This window comes from Streptomyces sp. NPDC048337 (genome assembly GCF_043201175.1).
GTDB lineage: Bacteria > Actinomycetota > Actinomycetes > Streptomycetales > Streptomycetaceae > Streptomyces.
Map to the genome: position 1 here is coordinate 355,939 of NZ_JBICYR010000004.1, position 16,931 is coordinate 372,869.

The following is a 16,931-nucleotide window of genomic DNA, read 5'->3' on the forward strand; positions in this document are numbered from 1 at the left end:
CACCGAAGGGCGGCGCCCTCGGGCGGCTGCCCAGGGCCGGTGCCATTGAGTCACCGCGACCCGGACCGTGACAACACCCCCGGGCCGCACATCACGCGTCCGGGCGACCGGCGGACCGACACGAAGACCCAGGTCGGCGGGTGACCCGGGCCTTCGAGGGTGACGCCTACGCGCGGGGGGCGATCTCCAGGAGAGCGGCCCGGCGGTCGAGGTCGAGGACGTGGTTCATGTCCCGTTCCAGGGTCGCGGGGTCGGCGTGGGCGAGGACCACGCGGCCGTACGAGGTGATCAGGTCCGTCGTCCTCTCCACGTGGTCGCCCGGTGCCTGGGCGCAGGTGTCGAAGAGGTAGCTCTCCAGGTGTCCGCAGGACTCCCGGACGCGGTTCGCGACGATCACGCCCGACGCCGGGGAGGAGAGGAAGCACTCGACGATGCCCTGGCGCAGGGTGGGGCGGACCCGGGTCTCGCGCTCGAAGTCGGCCGGTGCCACGCGCGAGGCGAGGGTCAGGTCGACCAGGGAGTGCGAGGAGGACTCCTCGACCAGCGTCGGGCCCAGTCCGCCGTGCATGCGGGCGCCCGTCTCGATGAGGACCGGGCCGTCCTCGGTAAGGATGAGCTCGCTGTGGGCGGGTCCGTTCTCGATGCCCAGGGCCGACAGGACCTGTTCGACGTACGAGACGATCTCGGGGTGGTCGGCGACGTCCACCGAGGACATCGCGCGGTAGACGGGGTTCCCGTCGACCGTCTCCTTCGTGTAGCGGAACATGTTGACGACGAAGGCCGAGCCGTCCAGGGACACCGAGTCGACGACGAACTCCGGGCCCACGATGCGCTCCTGGACCAGGACCTCGGTGATGAGCTCACCGGCGAGGTCGTCGCGGCCGAACAGCTTCTCGCAGGCGGCCCGCACCTCGTCGAGGGACGAGCAGAAGAACACGCCGTCGGTGGCGAAGGACTTCACCGGCTTGACCACGTACTCGGCCGGTCCGCTCGCGGCACACCACTCCACCGCGGACTCGGTGTCCGCGGCCAGGTGGTGCGGGATGTAGCGGACGCCCGCGTCGCGCAGCCGGCCCTGCATCAGGAACTTGTCGCGGCGGGCCTCGGACGAGCCCGTGTTCGGGCGCATCCCCCAGTGCGCGGCCAGGAGGTCGTACGCCTCCACTCCCGGCTCGGACCCGCAGATGAGGTACGCGGGCCGGCCGCCGCACAGCTCCTCGACCGCCGCGGCCGTCGTGAGGAGGTCCGAGTAGCGCAGCTCCGCCGTGAAGTCCTCGGCCGGGTACGTCGCGACGAGCGCGGGCGGCAGGGTCTCCGAGGTCAGCACGGCGATGGAGTCGAGGCCGTACAGCTCCTTCGCCCGGCGGGCGAGCGCCGAGCCGCTGGAGTACGGGTCCACGATCACCAGCTTGTGCGGATCAGGCATTTTCCAGCACCTTCTCGTCGCTCTCGTCGCTCTTCGCGCTCGGGGCGGGCTCGTTGGTCCGCACCATGGTCATGGCGAGCGACCCGACGAGGGCGCAGGCCGCCGAGACCCACAGGGCCGTCTGCCACTGCCCGCCGTCGAGCAGGTCTCCGTAGACGGCGGCCGCGACCGCTCCGCCCAGGTAGAACGAGGACTGCCGCATGCCGATGGAGACCATCTGGCGGGCCGGCGCGAAGCCGGACATGGCGACCGTGTCCAGGAGCGGCATCAGGCAGTAGTTGAACAGCAGCCGCAGGAGGTAGAGCACGATGAAGACGGCCAGCGGGACCGCCAGCGACTGCAGGAGCAGGCCGAGGACGGCCAGGACGCCGAAGAAGGCGGCGCTCGGACGCAGCGAGAAGCGCTTGACCAGCACGGGCGCGAAGATCGCGCCGAAGATGCTGACGATCTTGTCGGTGCCCAGGATGAGCGAGATGTCGCTCACCGGGATGTCGTAGATCTGCGCGAAGAGGACGTTGGCGAAACGGAAGAACAGGGCGATCGAGGCGCCGAGGAAGCCGGCCGCCAGGAAGAGGGCCACGAAGTTGCGCTTCTCGACCGGCGCCCGGGTCTCCTCCTGCGCGGCCGCCGCGGCGGTCTTCGCGACCGTCCGCGCCGACGGGAGGCGCAGGACGAGCATCAGGCAGGCCGCCAGGAAGGACAGCAGCAGGAAGAAGCGGTACTTCTCCAGGTCGCTGGTGTGCAGCAGGCCGCTCACCGCGGAGACCAGGGCGGAGCCGATGACACCGGCGCCCAGGTAGGAGATGAAGAACGCGCTGAACAGGTGGGTACGGGCGGCCTGCGGGACCTGCGCGCCGGCGATCGCGTTGCCCACCGAGAGCAGGCCGAGCATGCCGGCGAGGATCAGGCTCAGGACGACGGAGGCCGAGGCGACCGAGGCCACGAACGGCAGGCCGGCGAACGGAACGGTGTAGAGCACCGACGCCCCGATGAGCAGGGTCCGCTGCGACATGAACCGGCCGAGGAAGAGGAGCGGGATGACCGCGACCGCCATGGCTCCGGTGGCGATGGCGTAGATGACGCCCGCGTCGCCCTCGCTGATGCCGCGCTCGGCGAGGTAGAAGTTGAACACCACGTCGAAGATGGTGTTGGCGAGCCCCATGAAGAAGGACGCGGCCAGGTAGAAGTAGATGGGCCGCGGGACCGCGGACAGTTTGCTAAGCAAGGGGAGCACGTTCCTGGTTCGATGCGGGGGACGGTACGAGTACGTGTCCTGAGTGGCGCTCGATCAGCGCCGCCCCGTGGCTCCACGGGCCGTAGCCGTCGCTGGTGGCCAGGTGCCCGCCACCGGGGACGGTCTCGACGCTGCTCCCCCAGGTTTTCGCCAGCGCCAGACCCCGCTCCCGCGACAGGTACGGGTCGTTGTCGGTGATGACGAGGTGCGTCGGGATCGACAGCGCGCCGGTGGGCAGTGGTGCCTGCGGGCTGATGGCGGGCAGCGCGTCGGCCGCGTCGACATCGGCCGGGGCCACCAGGAGCGCCCCGACGACCCGGCTGTCCCGGTGCGTCGCCGCCCACTGCGCGACGGTCACCGCTCCGCAGCTGTGGCCGATGAGGAAGACCTCCCCGTCGATGCCGCGCACGGTCTCGTCGAGCCGGGCGACCCAGCCGTCGCGGTCGACGGTCTCCCAGTCGTCCTGGATGACGCGGGTGAACCCGTCGTAGGTGTTCTCCAGGTGCGTCTGCCAGTGGTCAGGGCCGGAACCGGTGTACCCCGGTACGGTCACGTAGTGCATGGAATTACCTTTCGAGCCCGAGGTCCTGGAGGGGAACGCTGAGGCCGAAATGGAGCCCGAGCAGTTCCTGGAGCCGTTCGGCGTCGCCGACGGGGGTGGTGGTGTGGCTGCCGTCCGCCACGACGACGAGATTGCCGTCGCGCACGCTGATCCGGCCGGTGCGGGTGGGGATGCTCGCCACCTTGTGCTGGTTCAGCAGGCTGTTGGGCGAGGCCGTCGTGTAGAAGTGCGCCATGTCGAGATCGGCGTCCTCGACCGGGGCGTCGACGAAGCGGTAGATCTCCTGCCACTCCTCCGCGTTGACGGCGTGTTCGTGGATCGACACCGTCCAGACGGGGGCGCCGGAGCCGCCGTCGAAGCGGACCCTGGTGGAGAGGGCGGGGTGGATCAGCTGCTCCCCGTCCGCCAGCCGGATCGGGCCGCGGGGGCCCCGTGCCCCGTAGCCGATGTCGAAGAGCCAGCGCTCGGCGTCGAGGGTCACGACGAAGACCTGGTGGGTCGCCGGGCCCTTGGGGCTGACGCTGCCGCCCAGCCGGATCTCGTAGTCGAATCCGCACGCGTCGAAGAGCCACTGCATCATCCGCCCCGTTTCGAAGCAGATGCCGCCCCGGCGGCGGTCCACGATCGTCTCGCGGAGGGCCTCTTCGGTCAGGCCCCGCTCCGCGTTGCCGTGCATGCTGAAGTTCTCGAAGGGGACGTTGTACAGGTGTGCTTCGTGGATGCGGCGAAGGCAGTCGAGGGTCGGCTCCAGCGGCACGCTGAGTCCGATCCGGTCGACGTAGTCGGCGATGAACTGGTTCACAGGGGTCTTTCCGGTATGGGTCGTGGGGGGATGGCCGCGCCGGCGTCGGACGTCGAGGACGTCAGACGTTCAGCACGAGCCGCGAGCCGATGGACTTGCTGACGCACGGGAGCATGTAGCTGGACTCGGCCTTCTCCTGGTCGGTGAGCACCTCGTCGCGGTGGTCGATCCGGCCGGTGCGGACCTCGACCTCGCACGTCCCGCAGATGCCCTGGCGGCACGAGGACGGGACGCCCACGCCGTTGCGGTTCAGCGCGTCGAGCAGCGGCTGGTGCTGGGCGGCCTCGAAGGTGATGCCGGTCTTGACGCACTCCACCTCCACGGAGGGGGGCATGTCGCCCGCGGCTCCCGCCGAGGAGCCGTCGGTGATCACCTGCCGCGAGCCGGGAGCGCGCTCGACGGCGTCACGCACCGCCGCGACCATCCCGGCCGGCCCGCACACGCCGACCGTGCTTCCCTCGGGGATGCCGGCGACGACTCCGTCCCAGTCCGGGCGGCCGTGGGCCTCGGTGTCGAAGGTGACGACCGTGCCGTTCTGCTCCCCCGCCAGTTCCCGGACGCGCTCGAGGAACGGGAACTCCTCGGCGCCCCGGTCCACGTAGAAGAGCCGCCAGTCGCGCAGCCGGCCCGCGGACAGGACCGCGAGGATCGGGTTGATCCCCACGCCGCCGGCCACGAAGTGGGTGAAGGGGGTGGCGTCCTCGGCGGTGAAGTTCCCGCCCGGGGCGGAGACCCGGACGGACGCCCCGACGTGCAGGCGGGGCGAGAGGTGGTCGCGCCGGCCGCCCCGGTCGCGGTTGCGGACGGCCAGCTCGTAGCCCTCCTCGCCCGATGCCAGGATCGTGTACGTCTTGTAGCGCGGGCCCACGCGCAGGGTGAGGTGCTGGCCCGGCATCGCGGCCGGCAGCTCCGGGCCGCCGGGCGCGGCGGTGAGCCAGTACTGGGTGACGGTCGGCGTCAGGGCGCGCGCGGCCTGGACGGCCGCGGGCCGGACGGTCTCGGTCCTCATGCGATCAGCCCCGATTCCTGGAAGGCCTCCAGCGTGGCCGCGTGCTCCAGGGCCCCGGCCTCGACGAAGTACTGGAGGGTGGGCGCGGCGCCGCGGCGCACGTCGTCCACCACCTTGTCGCGCGTGTAGCAGTCGCTCATGATCTGTTCCACCTCGTGCCCGGCCAGGCCGGACGCCCTCAGTCCCAGGGCCGCGCTCGAGTAGTCCGGCTCCAGGAACGCGAAGATCAGCCGCGGGATGTACGGGCCCGCCAGCTCCCGTTCCTTCTTCGTCATCGCGGGCCACAGGAACCGCAGCAGCGTCGAGAAGTAGGAGTGGTGCTTGGCCTCGTCGACGGCGTGGTCGGCGACCATCTCGCGGACGCCCTCGGGGAGCCGCTTGTCCTGGGGCAGTTCGTCGAGGATCGAGGAGATCAGCGTCTCGCTGACGATGGCGAAGAGCAGCTCGTCGAGGCCGCGGATCTGGCTCGGGAGCTCTTCGTGGATCCGGGCGAGCTCGGCGGTGAAGGTCGGCGTGTCCGGGAGGGCCGGGGCGATCCCCGTACGGGTGCGGACCTCGCGCAGGATCTCGTACGTGAACTGCGCGTGCCAGGCCTCGTCGGTCACGATCTTGAAGGCGTCCAGCAGCATGGTCTCGGGCAGGTCCAGTCCGGACATGCCGCGGCTGATGTGCCCGGTGACGGGGATGACCGCGCTCTGTTCGAGGTCGATGGTGAACTTCAGGTATTCGTACAGGCGGTGGACCAGGACGGTCTCACGGATACGGGGCTCGGCCTGCTCCAGGATCGGGTGCGAGAGGGCGGGCACGAGCTCGGGGCTGAAGAAGAGTTCACCGTCGCCTTCCAGGACCCGCATCGGGCTGTTTCGGACGGTGGCGACCCGTTCCCAAGTACGGAAGCGGCTGCGGTAGTCGGCTTCTGCGAAAGCCTGGTCGAGGCGATTTTGGTGCCGGCGGGCGAGTACGGTCCGGTTCGCCGTACTCGCGAATTGCAGTGCCATGCTTTAAACCTTCATGTGACTGCTCAGGCCGTCGTGTGACCTGTATGTGGTGGTGTCGTTGGCTGGAGGATGTCCATCGACACAACTGCCCGTCAAGCGGCAGAAGTTTGCCGCTGTACGGAGTTGTCCGATTCGTCGGCACAGATAAAGAGTCGAATCGGACAAAAGAAAGACGACCGGCAAATGTTTGCCGGTCGCCGTTCGGAGAAACTGTGTAGAGTGATGACTATTCCGCTGAACTGCCGTTCTGTTGTACGGGGATGTGGAGACGCGGGGGCAGGACGGGATTCTGCGGAAGCAGCATGACGCAGCGCATTCCGTGCTGGTAGGCGGGGAGGAGCACCTGAGAGGTGACGGTGATCTGTTCGGGTGAGACGTGGGGAAGGCTCAGCCGGTAGCGGTGACCCTGGCGGAAGGCGACGACCTTCGGCCCCTGGGCCCAGAGCTGACGGCACTCGGCGTCCTGCAGGATCCGCTGGACGAGACGGTCGAAGGACGCCTTGACCGCGCCCGTACCCGTGGCCAGGGCGAAGCGGAGCATCGCGAGGTAGATCTCCGCGTGCTGCCGCCAGTCCAGCATCTGCTCGCGGGCCTCTTGCTCGGTCAGCGCCCAGTGCATGAGGTTGGCACCCGGTTCGCGCACCCAGGGGAACCAGGTGGCCATCAGGGTGTTGTAGCCGAGGATGTTCCAGCTGCCGTCCGTGAGATAGGCGGGGAACTGGGTCTGCCCCGTCACCAGGCGCAGGAGGGCGAGCTGGTCCTCGGCCGCACCCTCGTCGTCCGCGAGGGCGACGCCGGCGCCGTCGAGCGCCCGGCTGTACAGCACCATCCGCTCGTCGGGACCCAGAACCAATGCCTCGGAAAGCCGGCCCAATATGTCACTGGAGAGCGATACGGAATCCCCCGATTCCAGGCTTCGATACCAACGCTCGCTCACGCCCATGATTTCTGCGACTTCCTTCTGCGGAATCGCCTTTTCCCGTCGCAGCTTCACACCTGCGTCAACGCGCCAAACGCGGAGGAGCTGCGGCAACTCCATGGACTGAAGGGCGGGACGGTCGGCCACGACAGGGCGATTGTGAACGCCACTTGTCCCCATCGTTAAATCTCCCCCGCGATGGTTCGCTATCGACTCAGGTCTGGGGTTCAGTGTACAGCGTGACGCGCGTCTCAGGGCCTTGCGCAAACAGCGGCGAGACCGCTTTCATGCAACCAACTGCCTATCACCCACGGGCGGTTGAGAGTCTGGAACAGGAAAGCAGATCCCTATGCACCAGCCGACCCCACCCCATGGCCGGCCAGTCGAAGTGACCCGCGCGACAAAGCGGCGGGTCGTCATTACCGGTTTGGGTGCCATCACCCCTCTCGGTGTCGGCGTTCCGGACCTGTGGCACGGGCTCCTCGAAGGGCGCAGCGGTGTGCGGCGCCTGGAGGGTGCGGAGTTCGCCGGTCAGCCCGTGCGCATCGCCGGGACCGTGCCGGAAGACCCCACCGAGCTGCTGTCCCGGCCACAGGCCCGGCGGATGAGCCGCGCCTCCCAGTTCGCCGTGATCGCCGCCCGCGAGGCGTGGCGCGACGCGGGCTTCGACGCGTCCGGGACGGTCGCCAGCGGCATCGACCCGAGCAGGGTCGGCGTGTCCGTCGGCACCATCATCGGCGGCGCCCCCGTCCTGGTCGACGGCGACCGCCGGCTGCGCGACAAGGGGCCGCGGGGCGTGTCCCCGCTCACCGCCCCGATGACCGTGCCCTCCCAGCCGGCCGCCCAGGTCTCCCTCGACCTGCGGATCACCGGCGAGGCGCGCACCGTCGTCAGCGCCTGCGCCTCGGGCACCGAAGCCATCGGGCAGGCCATCGACCGCATCCGCCTCGGGCACCTCGACATGGTCCTGGCCGGGGGCACCGAAGCCGCCATCACCCCGTCCGTGATGGCCTCCTTCGCCGCGATGCGCGCCCTGTCCACCCGTAACGACGAACCGGAGCGGGCCTCCCGCCCCTTCGCCAAGGACCGCGACGGCTTCGTCCACGGGGAGGGCGCCGGAATGCTCGTCCTGGAGGCGGAGGAGCACGCCCTGGCGCGCGGCGCGCGCATCTACTGCGAGGCGGCGGGCTGGGGCCTGTCCGCCGACGCCCACCACCTCGCCGCACCCGACCCCTCGGGCGACGGGATCGTCCTCGCGCTGCGCCGCGCGCTCGCCGACGCCGGTTCCGACGCGGGCGACGTCGTCCACGTCAACGCGCACGCCACCGCCACCGCGGACGGCGACCTCGCCGAGGCCACCGCTCTGCGCCGGCTCCTGGAGGAGCGCGGGGCGCAGGCGCCCGGGGTCCCGGTGACGGCCGTGAAGGGCAACCTGGGCCACCTCCAGGGCGCCGCGGGCGCGGTGGCGGCCGTGGTGGCCGCCCTCACCCTCGACCACGGCCGCATCCCGCCCACCATCGGGTGCGACGACCGCGACGACGCCTGCGGCGTGGACCTGGTCACGCACGCGCCGCGCCCGCTGCCGGCCGCCGGCGACCTCGTCCTGAGCAATTCCTTCGGCTTCGGCGGCCACAACGCGGTCCTCGCCCTGCGCCGCGACCGCTCGGAGCGCTCGGACCGCTCGGACCGCTCGGACCGCGAGAAGGAGACGATGGCCGCATGACCGACAACACCCCCACGCCACAGGAACTGGTCCGCGCGTTCCACCGCGCCTTCGGCCTCGACCTCGCGGACACCCCGGCCGGCGTCACGCCGGAGCTGGCCCGCCACCGCCAGGTCCTCCTGGAGGAGGAGGTGGCCGAGCTCGCCGAGGCGTCGGAGTCCGGCCGCCTGGCCGACATCGCGCACGAGCTGGCCGACGTGGTCTACATCGCGTACGGGACCGCCGCAGTGCACGGGATCGACCTCGACGCCGTCCTCGCCGAGATCCACCGCGCCAACATGTCCAAACTCGGCCCGGACGGCCGCCCTTCGTACCGCGAGGACGGCAAGGTGCTCAAGGGCCCGTCGTACCGTCCGCCCCGGGTGGCCGACGTCCTGCGCGAGCAGACCCGGGCGGCTCCGCCTGCTCCAGCTGATCGGTGAACCGCTTGAGCGCCTTGGCGCCGAGCGGGTCCACCAGCGGGTGCAGGGCCCGGTCGATCAGCCGGAGGCCCGGGATGCGCAGGGCGCCGAAGAAGGCGAAGCGGGTGCCGTCGCCCTCCGGTACGGCGGCCATGCCGCCGAGGACGAACCGGCTCTGCATCAGGCACCAGCCGGGCCGCAGCACGATGTCGAAGCGCGCCCGCATCCCCAGCGGGCTGCGGGCCCGGGCTTCGAGGTGTTCGCCGGCGGCCGAGGTCACCGTGAACGCGCTGATGTCGGTGATCAGCCGGGGCATCTGGGTCTCCAGGTCGGAGGCGAGCGCCCAGACCCGGTCGAAGGGGGCGGCGAGCAGATGGTCCGCGAAGCTCGCGCCCGGGGTGGTGCGGGCGATCACCCGCAGCCTGCGGACGGCGTCGAGTTCGGCGACCGGCCAGGTTTCGTTCAACGTCCCCACGCCTTCCGGAAGTTGCGACGGGCCCGGAAGAGCCGGGTCCGTACGGTGGGCTCGGGCACGCCGAGCAGTGCGCTGACCGCGTGCTCGTCCAGCCCTTCGAGGTCGCGCAGGACCAGGACGGCACGGTGCGCCGGGGAGAGCCGCGCCAGGACGTCCCGTACGTCGGCGGCGAGCTCGGGGTCGTCCCGCGCCGGCACCTCGTCGAGCGGATCCGGGACGGACCGGGCGGCCAGCCGGGCCACCCGCACGGCCTCCCGTACGGCGATCACCCGCACCCACCCGAACAGCGCGGCCGGCTCCCGCAGTCGGCCGATGCCGCGGAAGATGACGATCAGCGCCTCCTGGGTGGCGTCCGGCCCGTCCTGCAGGGCGATCGGACCGCACAGCCGCCCCACGTACGGGGTGAGGAGGTCGAGGAGCTCCGAGGCCGCCATCCGGTCGCCGCGCTGGGCCGCGCGCACGAGGTCCGCCGGATCCGCGGTGACCGGGTGCTCCCGCGTCGCGCCCGTCACCGTTCACCGAGGCGCGCGAGGAAGGGCGTCACCGTCTCCAGCAGGGTGTTCTTCTCCGGCGCCGCGAAGAGCGGGTCCAGGTGCGTCATGGCCGGGTTCTCGGCGTAGGTCGCGGAGCGGATCCGCGACTGCTCCACCACCCACCGGGCGGCCGTGTTGGCGGTGCCGTGGGTCAGCCCGGTCTGGAAGGAGTACAGCGGTACGTCGATCTCCCGCGTGTGCCACAGCCGCAGGCCCAGGCCCCGCGCGACGGGGGTGTCGGCGAAGGGGTCGGCCGCCTGGAGGTCCAGGGTGAGCCGGCTGGGCCAGTACCACTGGTTGACGGAGGGGACGGGGCCGGCGAGCGCGCGGGCCAGGGCCGCGGGCGGGGTGTGGGCCGGGTTGATGCTGATGTCCGGCACCAGCGGGTGGGTCACGTAGAGCCATTCGACCAGGCCGGCGTTGGTCACCTCGGAGGCCGGGCGCAGCCACTCCGGCAGGTGGGCGGCGAGCGTCGAGGGCTGGTCCGGGGCGGCCGCCGCGTACGTCCCGGCGAGCTGCTGGAGGATCGCGAAGGTCTCCGTACGGCCCATGGTGACCGACTCGTCGAAGACCTCGCCGCGCCCGATCCGCTCCCGCCAGGCGTCCGCCTGCTCGGCGGTGAGCCGGTAGGTGATGCCCTCCCCGGCGAACGCGTCGTGCACCCCGCCGTCGATCACGACCAGGCCGGAGAGGTCCCGGTGGCCGGGCCGGCCGGCGAAGTCCCAGCCGGCGTACGCGAGTGCGGTGGTCCCGCCCCAGGAGTGCCCGCCCAGGACCACCTGGCGGCGTCCGCCGTCCCGCGCCGCGAGGACGACCTTCCGCAGGTCCGCAAGCTCGACGGCCAGACCCCACTCGGCGGTGTACGGGACGCTCTGCGGGGTCTGCGCCCGGTAGTGCCCGCCGAGGTAGTACTCGGCCGCGCGGTCCGGTGAGCGGCGGAAGCCGTCCAGATCCGCGAGGTTCTGCTCGCGCCGGTCGACGGCCCACACCTGGGTGTCCGGGCGCCGGGCGGCCAGCTGCCGGGCGAGGGGGGCCAGACTGCCCGCCGCCGCGAACTGCCCCGGCACCAGCACCAGGACCTGCCGGGCGCGGGGGGACCCGACCTTCAGTACGTGCACCCGGTCCCGCTCCGACGGGCCGGGAGCGTCGGCTCCGGCCATCGACACGTACGCCTCGCGCACCTGCCCCGGCGCGACGGGGGCGGCGGTCGCGGGCGCCGCCGTCGCCGCGCCGGCCGTCGCGGCAAGGATCAATCCGGTCGTGACCACGCGGCACATGCGCCTGGCCGGACCGGCCCACGGGATTCTCATCGCTTCCTCCTTGAGGACGTCTCGGGGAGGAAGAGGGCGCGGACCGGCAGAACATTCCCTATGAGCCAGGTCACACCGGGGTGCCGGTCAGGACCTCCACCTCTCCGGTGTCGAGCGAGTAGTAGGCACCGACCACCGCGACCGAACCCTTCTTCACCAGTGGGGCGAGGTCCGCGTTGGCCCGGAGCTCGTCCGCGGTCAGTCTGATCTGGTTGCGGATCATCGTGTCGACCGGGTCGGCCCCGGGGGCCTTGGCCGTCCGCGCGTACGCCGGCTGCAGCGCTTTGTTGATCGCCTCCAGATTGCCCGGCAGCGCCGTGCCGGCGCGCGTCGCCTCGTACGCCGCCTCGATGGCCCCGCAGCGCTGGTGTCCGAGGACGAGGATCAGCGGGGTGCCGCCCGTCACGGGCCCGTACTCGACGGAACCGGTGACGACCGGGCCGACGGCCTGCCCGCCCGTGCGCAGCACGTAGAGGTCGCCGAGTCCGGTGTCGAAGACGAGCTCCGGGGGCACCCGGGAGTCGATGCAGGAGAGGACCACCCCGTACGGGTCCTGCGCCTCGGCCAGCTGCTTGCGCCGGTCGGGGTCCCGGTCGGGGTGTTCGAGCTTCCCGCTCACCCAGCGCCTGTTGCCGTCCATCAGCCGCGCGAAGGCCGCCTTCGGGGTGGCCGGGCGGGGTTCGGGCGCGCCGGACGTCGCCTTCGGCGCGGTGCTCGCCGAGCAGCCCGCGAGGGCCGCCGCGGCCGCCGCGAGCCCACCGGCGAGCAGCGCCCTGCGATGCGGAAGTCCTGTGCTGTCCATGGGTCGTTCCCCTCGTGCGTCGTGGCAGCAGCGACTATTCAGCGCGCGGCGGCCGACGCCGCGGGAGGCGCACACGGGCGCGGGCCCCTTTAGCCCCGACGGCCCATATCCGGTGACAGGGTCCCGATCGTTTTGTTCACAGTGCGATTTCGCGCACTACTCCAAAGGAGAGTCAAAAATGGCATCCGGCACCGTGAAGTGGTTCAACGCGGAAAAGGGCTTCGGCTTCATCGAGCAGGAGGGCGGCGGCGCCGACGTGTTCGCCCACTACTCGAACATCGCCACCTCCGGCTTCCGTGAGCTTCAGGAAGGCCAGAAGGTCACCTTCGACGTCACGCAGGGCCAGAAGGGCCCGCAGGCCGAGAACATCGTTCCCGCCTGATCACCGACGGATACCCGCGATCGGGGCCCACGCCTTCGGGTGCGGGCCCCGACTCCCGGCCCCCGCGCTTGCTAGAGTCCCTGCCCATGTCGATCCCTGACGACCTGCTCATCGATCTCGCCGCCAAGGTCGAGTCGGAGCAGACCAATCAGATGTCCCTCACGGTCGTGGTCCACGGCGCCGTCATCACCGGCCGGCTCGCCCCCGAGAGCGTCTGGCGCCAGCGTGTGGCCGAGGTCCTCCAGGACTCCGATCAACTCGGCCCGTTCGCCGAGGTCTTCCGGGCCACCGGACCGGCCTCCCCGACACCCTCCCATCTGCATTTCCACGTGGCGCGCATCCTCCAGGGCACCCTGGGCATCCCCGAGACGGGCGGGATGTACCGGATCGCCGTCAAGGACGTGGGCGCCTGGACCGTCGGGGACTTCAGCTACTCCGACCGGTAGCCCCGGCGGCCGCACCGCACAATGGGCCTCATGCGGATCTCGATGCTGGGAGCCCTGGAGGTACGGGGCGAGGACGGGGGCGGCGTCGGAGTCGGCGGGGCGCGGCTGCGGACGCTGCTGATCCTGCTGGCGCTCGAACCGGGCCGGGTGGTCGCCTCCGAGCTGCTCATCGACGGGATCTGGGAGCACGATCCGCCGACGGGGGCCGCCAACGCCCTTCAGGCGCTGGTGTCCCGGCTGCGGCGGGCGCTGACCGGCATGGAGGTCGCCTCGCATCCGGCCGGGTACCGGCTCGTCGTCGAACCCGACGACGTGGACGTGGTCCGCTTCGAGCGGCTGGCCTCGGCCGGGCGCGGGGCGCTGGCCGCCGACCCCGGCGAGGCCGCGCGGCTGCTGCGCCGGGCCCTGGCGCTGTGGCGCGGCCCGGCGCTGCTGGACGTGGCGGCCTCCGAGTTCTTCCGGGCGCCGGTGACCCGGCTGACCGAGCTGCGGATGGCGGCCCTCGAAGACCGGATCGAGGCCGATCTGCGGGTCGGGCGCGGCCGGGAGCTGACCGGCGAGCTGACCTCCCTCGTCGCCGAACACCCCCTGCGGGAAGGGCTCGTCGGGGCGCTGATGCGGGCGCTCGTCGCCGCCGGGCGGCCCGCCGAGGCGCTCGCCGCCTACGGGAGGGCGCGCGAGGTCCTCGCCGAGGAGCTCGGCGCCGACCCCTCGCCGGAGCTGTCCGCGCTGCACACCGCCGTACTGCGCGGCGAGCTGCCCGGGCCTCCCCACGCACCCGCACCCACGACCGCGGCCCCGGACACCCCCGACGCACCGCCGCCGACCAACCTCCGCGCCGGGCTGGCCAGTTTCGTCGGCCGGGACGAGGACCTCGCCGAGGTCGCCGACCTGACCGCCCGGTTCCGGCTCACCACGCTCATCGGCCCGGGCGGCGCCGGCAAGACCCGGCTCGCCGTCCAGAGCGCCCGCCCGCTGCTCGGCCGCTTCCCCGACGGCGTCTGGCTCGTGGAGCTGGCGCCGCTGAGCGCCGGCGCCGACGTGGCACAGGCCGTACTGCACGCCATGGGAGTGCGGGAACACGCGTCAGCGGCGGCCGGCGACCCGCTGGAGCGGCTCACCTCGGCGCTGCGCACCCGTACCGCCCTGCTCGTACTGGACAACTGCGAGCACCTGATCGAGGAGGCCGCGGCCACGGCCGACCGGCTGCTCGGCGCATGCCCCGGACTGCACGTCCTGGCCACCAGCCGGGAGCCCCTGGGCCTCACCGGCGAGGCGGTGTGGCCGGTGAGGCCGCTCGCCCTGCCGCCGCCGGACGCCGACGCCGAGCAGGCCCTTTCGTACGCGGCCGTCCGGCTGCTGGGCGACCGTGCGGCGGCGGCCCGTTCCGGCTTCACGGTCACCGACGGGACGGCCCCGGCCGTGATCCGGATCTGCCGGGCGCTGGACGGGATGCCGCTGGCCATCGAGCTGGCGGCGGCCCGGCTGCGCACGATGGGCCCGGAGCAGCTGGCCGCCCGGCTGGACGACCGGTTCCGGCTGCTGACCGGCGGCGCGCGCACGGCACCGCGCCAGCACCAGACCCTGCGGGCGGTCGTCGACTGGAGCTGGGAGCTGCTGACGGACGCGGAGCGCGCGCTGCTGCGGCGGCTCGCCGCCTTCCCCGGCGGCGCCACGGTGGAGGCCGCCGAGGGGGTGTGCGCGGGCGGGCCCGTGGCGGAGTACGAGGTCCTGGACCTCATCACCTCCCTCGCCGACAAGCCCCTGCTGGTGACGGCGGACGACGGGCGCTACCGGATGCTGGAGACGATCCGGGCATACGCGCTGGAGCGGCTGGAGGAGGCCGGCGAGCGGGAGGCGGTGCGCCGGGCGCACGCCGCGTACTTCACGGAGCTGGCGCGGACGGCGGACCCGTACCTGCGGCGGGCCGAGCAGCTGCGGTGGCGCGCGCGGCTCGCCGAGGAGCACGACAACCTGGGGGCGGCCCTGCGCGGGGCCATCGCCGCCGGTGACGCCGGGGCGGCCGTACGGCTGGTGGCGGCGGCCGGATGGTACTGGTGGCTCGGCGGCCGGAAGGCAGAGGGCGCCGAACTGGCCCTGCAGGCCCTGGCGTTGCCGCACCCGGACGGGGAGCAGGGCGAGGCGGAGCGCGCCCTGGCCTGCGCGCTGGCCGTGCTGTTCACGACGGCCGGCCTCGGCGACGACCTGCAGTCGGCGCAGCTGCTGCGCGAGGGGCTGCTGCTCGCCGAGCGCTCGGGGAGCCGGCATCCGGTGGTCCGCTTCCTGGACCCGCTGGGGCGGCTGCTGCGCGGCAACGGCGACGGCGACTCCCCGCAGCCGGACGCCTGGGCGGGACTGCTGACGGACGAGGACCCCTGGGTAGGGGCGCACGCCCGGCTGGGCGGAGCCAGGACCCTGCTCGGGGCGGGCGGCCCGCCGGAGGAGGCGGAGGCCGCGATCGAGGAGGCACTGGCCGGGTTCCGCGGGCTCGGGGAACGCTGGGGGATCTCCTTCGCGCTGACCGTGCTCGCCGATCTCGTCGGCCGGCGCGGGGACTTCGGGGCGGCGCTCGGCCACTACGAGGAGGCCGTCGCGGTGATCGGCGAGATCGGGGTCGTCGAGGACCGGCTGCACGCGCGGATCAGACAGGCCCACCTGCACTGGCTGGCCGGGGACCCGGGGGCCAGTGCGGCGGCCATGGCGGAGGCGGAGCGGGACGCCGGGGCCGCGGGCTGGCCGGAGGCGCTGGCCACCGTGGCGCACGGCCGGGCGGACCTGCTGCGGTGGCGGGGCGAGCCGGCGCGGGCCCGGGAGGATCTGGAGCGGGCCCGCGAGCTGGTCCGGGACGTCTCCGTCCACCCTGTCTTCCACGCGGTGCTGTACGACACCCTCGGCTATCTGGAGGCCGCGCGCGGCGCGTGGGAGGCGGCCCGGGCCCACCGGGCCGAGGCGCTGGAACTGGCGGTGGCCTGCCTGCACGCCCCGACGGTGGCCCAGGTGCTGGTGGGCGTCGCGCACCACGCGGTGGAACTGGACCGGGCCCCGGAGGCGGCGCGGCTGCTGGGCGCGGCCCTGGCTGTGCGCGGCGGGCCGGACCACGCGCGCCCCGACGCGGCGCGCGTGGAGAGCGCGGCGCGCGCCGCGCTCGGCGGGAAGTACGAGGAGTACTTCGCCGAGGCGGCGCGTACTGGTGGCGCCGGCGAGGCCATGGAGGCCGTACGGAAGCTGGCGCGGCTCACGCTGGACGGCTGAACGCCGGACACCCCCTAGCCCTGCTTGAGGTCCTTCAGGGCGGTGTTCAGCTCCAGGACGTTGACGCGGGGCTCGCCCATGAAGCCGAGCGTGCGGCCCTGGGTGTGCTCGTCGACGAGCCTGCGCACCTCGGCGACCGGCAGGCCGTTGAGCGAGGCGACGCGGTGGACCTGGAGGTCGGCGTAGGCCGGGGAGATGTGCGGGTCGAGGCCGGAACCGGAGGAGGTGACGGAGTCCGCCGGGATCCGCGCGGCCTCCGGGGTGTAGCCGGGGACGGTGTTCTCCTCCAGCACCTTCGTCTTGGCCTCCTCGACCGCCTTGACCAGGTCGGGGTTGTCGGCGGCCTTGTTGGAGGCGCCCGAGAGCAGCAGCTTGTACTGGGTGTTGACGCTGTTCTCGCCGAGCCCGGCCGAGGGACGGGGCTGGAACCAGTGGAGGTCTCCCCCGTAGCTCTGCCCGATGAGGGCGGAGCCGACGACCCGGCCGCTCTTGTCCTTGATCTCGGAACCGTTGGCCTTGTCGCCGAAGGCGGCCTGGGCGATGCCGGTGACGGCCAGGGGGTAGAGGACGCCGCACAGGACGGTCAGCACGAGCAGGGCGCGCAGACCGGCGCCGAGGAGGCGGGCGGTGTTCGTGACGGAGTTGTTCATGGCGGGG

17 protein-coding genes are annotated in these 16,931 nt (G+C 72.4%); 5 read left to right on the forward strand and 12 right to left on the reverse strand.

Features of this window, described 5'->3' with window-relative positions; all coding sequences use genetic code 11:
• Window positions 1-166: 166 nt before the first annotated feature.
• From ACGFYU_RS09695 to ACGFYU_RS09725, 7 genes are all read right to left on the reverse strand, one after another.
• Window positions 167-1,426, reverse strand: coding sequence for an ATP-grasp domain-containing protein (locus ACGFYU_RS09695; protein WP_393826716.1), 1,260 nt, complete (start codon window positions 1,424-1,426; stop codon window positions 167-169).
• The gene (locus ACGFYU_RS09700) at window positions 1,419-2,651 is read right to left on the reverse strand and encodes an MFS transporter (protein ID WP_393826717.1); all 1,233 of its coding nucleotides are present in this window, start codon (window positions 2,649-2,651) and stop codon (window positions 1,419-1,421) included. The genes ACGFYU_RS09695 and ACGFYU_RS09700 overlap by 8 nt, the downstream gene beginning before the upstream one ends.
• A complete protein-coding gene (locus ACGFYU_RS09705) occupies window positions 2,644-3,222 on the reverse strand; it encodes an RBBP9/YdeN family alpha/beta hydrolase (protein ID WP_393826718.1) in 579 nt (192 codons plus the stop codon). The genes ACGFYU_RS09700 and ACGFYU_RS09705 overlap by 8 nt, the downstream gene beginning before the upstream one ends.
• Window positions 3,223-3,226: 4 nt before the next feature.
• Complete coding sequence (locus ACGFYU_RS09710; protein WP_393826719.1) at window positions 3,227-4,024, reverse strand: arylamine N-acetyltransferase; 798 nt, start codon at window positions 4,022-4,024, stop codon at window positions 3,227-3,229.
• 61 nt (window positions 4,025-4,085) lie between these two features.
• A complete protein-coding gene (locus ACGFYU_RS09715) occupies window positions 4,086-5,033 on the reverse strand; it encodes a 2Fe-2S iron-sulfur cluster-binding protein (protein WP_393826720.1) in 948 nt (315 codons plus the stop codon).
• On the reverse strand, window positions 5,030-6,031 hold the full coding sequence (locus ACGFYU_RS09720; RefSeq protein ID WP_393826721.1) for a diiron oxygenase: 1,002 nt from the start codon (window positions 6,029-6,031) through the stop codon (window positions 5,030-5,032). Before ACGFYU_RS09720 ends, ACGFYU_RS09715 begins: the two co-directional genes overlap by 4 nt.
• 226 nt (window positions 6,032-6,257) lie before the next feature.
• Window positions 6,258-6,860 (reverse strand): hypothetical protein, encoded by a 603-nt coding sequence (locus ACGFYU_RS09725; RefSeq protein ID WP_393826722.1) that lies wholly within the window; start codon window positions 6,858-6,860, stop codon window positions 6,258-6,260.
• A 439-nt stretch (window positions 6,861-7,299) separates the two neighbouring features.
• Between ACGFYU_RS09725 and ACGFYU_RS09730 the strand changes: the two genes are divergently transcribed.
• The gene (locus tag ACGFYU_RS09730; protein ID WP_393826723.1) at window positions 7,300-8,673 is read left to right on the forward strand and encodes a beta-ketoacyl-[acyl-carrier-protein] synthase family protein; all 1,374 of its coding nucleotides are present in this window, start codon (window positions 7,300-7,302) and stop codon (window positions 8,671-8,673) included.
• Window positions 8,670-9,095: a MazG nucleotide pyrophosphohydrolase domain-containing protein gene (locus ACGFYU_RS09735; protein ID WP_393826724.1), complete on the forward strand. Its 426-nt coding sequence runs from the start codon at window positions 8,670-8,672 to the stop codon at window positions 9,093-9,095. Before ACGFYU_RS09730 ends, ACGFYU_RS09735 begins: the two co-directional genes overlap by 4 nt.
• Here ACGFYU_RS09735 and ACGFYU_RS09740 read toward each other — a convergent pair.
• The 4 genes from ACGFYU_RS09740 to ACGFYU_RS09755 all read right to left on the reverse strand — a co-directional run bounded on the left by ACGFYU_RS09740 (window position 9,007) and on the right by ACGFYU_RS09755 (window position 12,194).
• Window positions 9,007-9,540: a hypothetical protein gene (locus ACGFYU_RS09740; protein WP_393826725.1), complete on the reverse strand. Its 534-nt coding sequence runs from the start codon at window positions 9,538-9,540 to the stop codon at window positions 9,007-9,009. The two genes, ACGFYU_RS09735 and ACGFYU_RS09740, sit on opposite strands and share 89 nt — an antisense overlap.
• Entirely contained in the window at window positions 9,537-10,061 is a 525-nt protein-coding gene (locus tag ACGFYU_RS09745) for an RNA polymerase sigma factor (RefSeq protein ID WP_393826726.1), read from the reverse strand. The genes ACGFYU_RS09740 and ACGFYU_RS09745 overlap by 4 nt, the downstream gene beginning before the upstream one ends.
• A complete protein-coding gene (locus ACGFYU_RS09750) occupies window positions 10,058-11,392 on the reverse strand; it encodes an alpha/beta fold hydrolase (RefSeq protein WP_393826727.1) in 1,335 nt (444 codons plus the stop codon). The genes ACGFYU_RS09745 and ACGFYU_RS09750 overlap by 4 nt, the downstream gene beginning before the upstream one ends.
• Before the next feature lie 70 nt (window positions 11,393-11,462).
• Window positions 11,463-12,194, reverse strand: coding sequence for a carbonic anhydrase (locus ACGFYU_RS09755; RefSeq protein ID WP_393826728.1), 732 nt, complete (start codon window positions 12,192-12,194; stop codon window positions 11,463-11,465).
• Between the two features lie 178 nt (window positions 12,195-12,372).
• Between ACGFYU_RS09755 and ACGFYU_RS09760 the strand changes: the two genes are divergently transcribed.
• From ACGFYU_RS09760 to ACGFYU_RS09770, 3 genes are all read left to right on the forward strand, one after another.
• Window positions 12,373-12,576 (forward strand): cold-shock protein, encoded by a 204-nt coding sequence (locus ACGFYU_RS09760; RefSeq protein ID WP_030030412.1) that lies wholly within the window; start codon window positions 12,373-12,375, stop codon window positions 12,574-12,576.
• Window positions 12,577-12,662: 86 nt separating this feature from the next.
• Complete coding sequence (locus ACGFYU_RS09765; RefSeq protein WP_393826729.1) at window positions 12,663-13,022, forward strand: hypothetical protein; 360 nt, start codon at window positions 12,663-12,665, stop codon at window positions 13,020-13,022.
• Window positions 13,023-13,052: 30 nt separating this feature from the next.
• Window positions 13,053-16,274: a BTAD domain-containing putative transcriptional regulator gene (locus tag ACGFYU_RS09770; RefSeq protein WP_393826730.1), complete on the forward strand. Its 3,222-nt coding sequence runs from the start codon at window positions 13,053-13,055 to the stop codon at window positions 16,272-16,274.
• 14 nt (window positions 16,275-16,288) lie between these two features.
• On the opposite strand, the gene kdpC is transcribed toward ACGFYU_RS09770, so the two are convergent.
• Window positions 16,289-16,924 carry a potassium-transporting ATPase subunit KdpC gene (gene kdpC / locus ACGFYU_RS09775; protein WP_393826731.1) on the reverse strand — a complete coding sequence of 212 codons (636 nt, stop codon included), beginning with the start codon at window positions 16,922-16,924 and terminating at the stop codon, window positions 16,289-16,291.
• Window positions 16,925-16,931 lie beyond the last annotated feature (7 nt).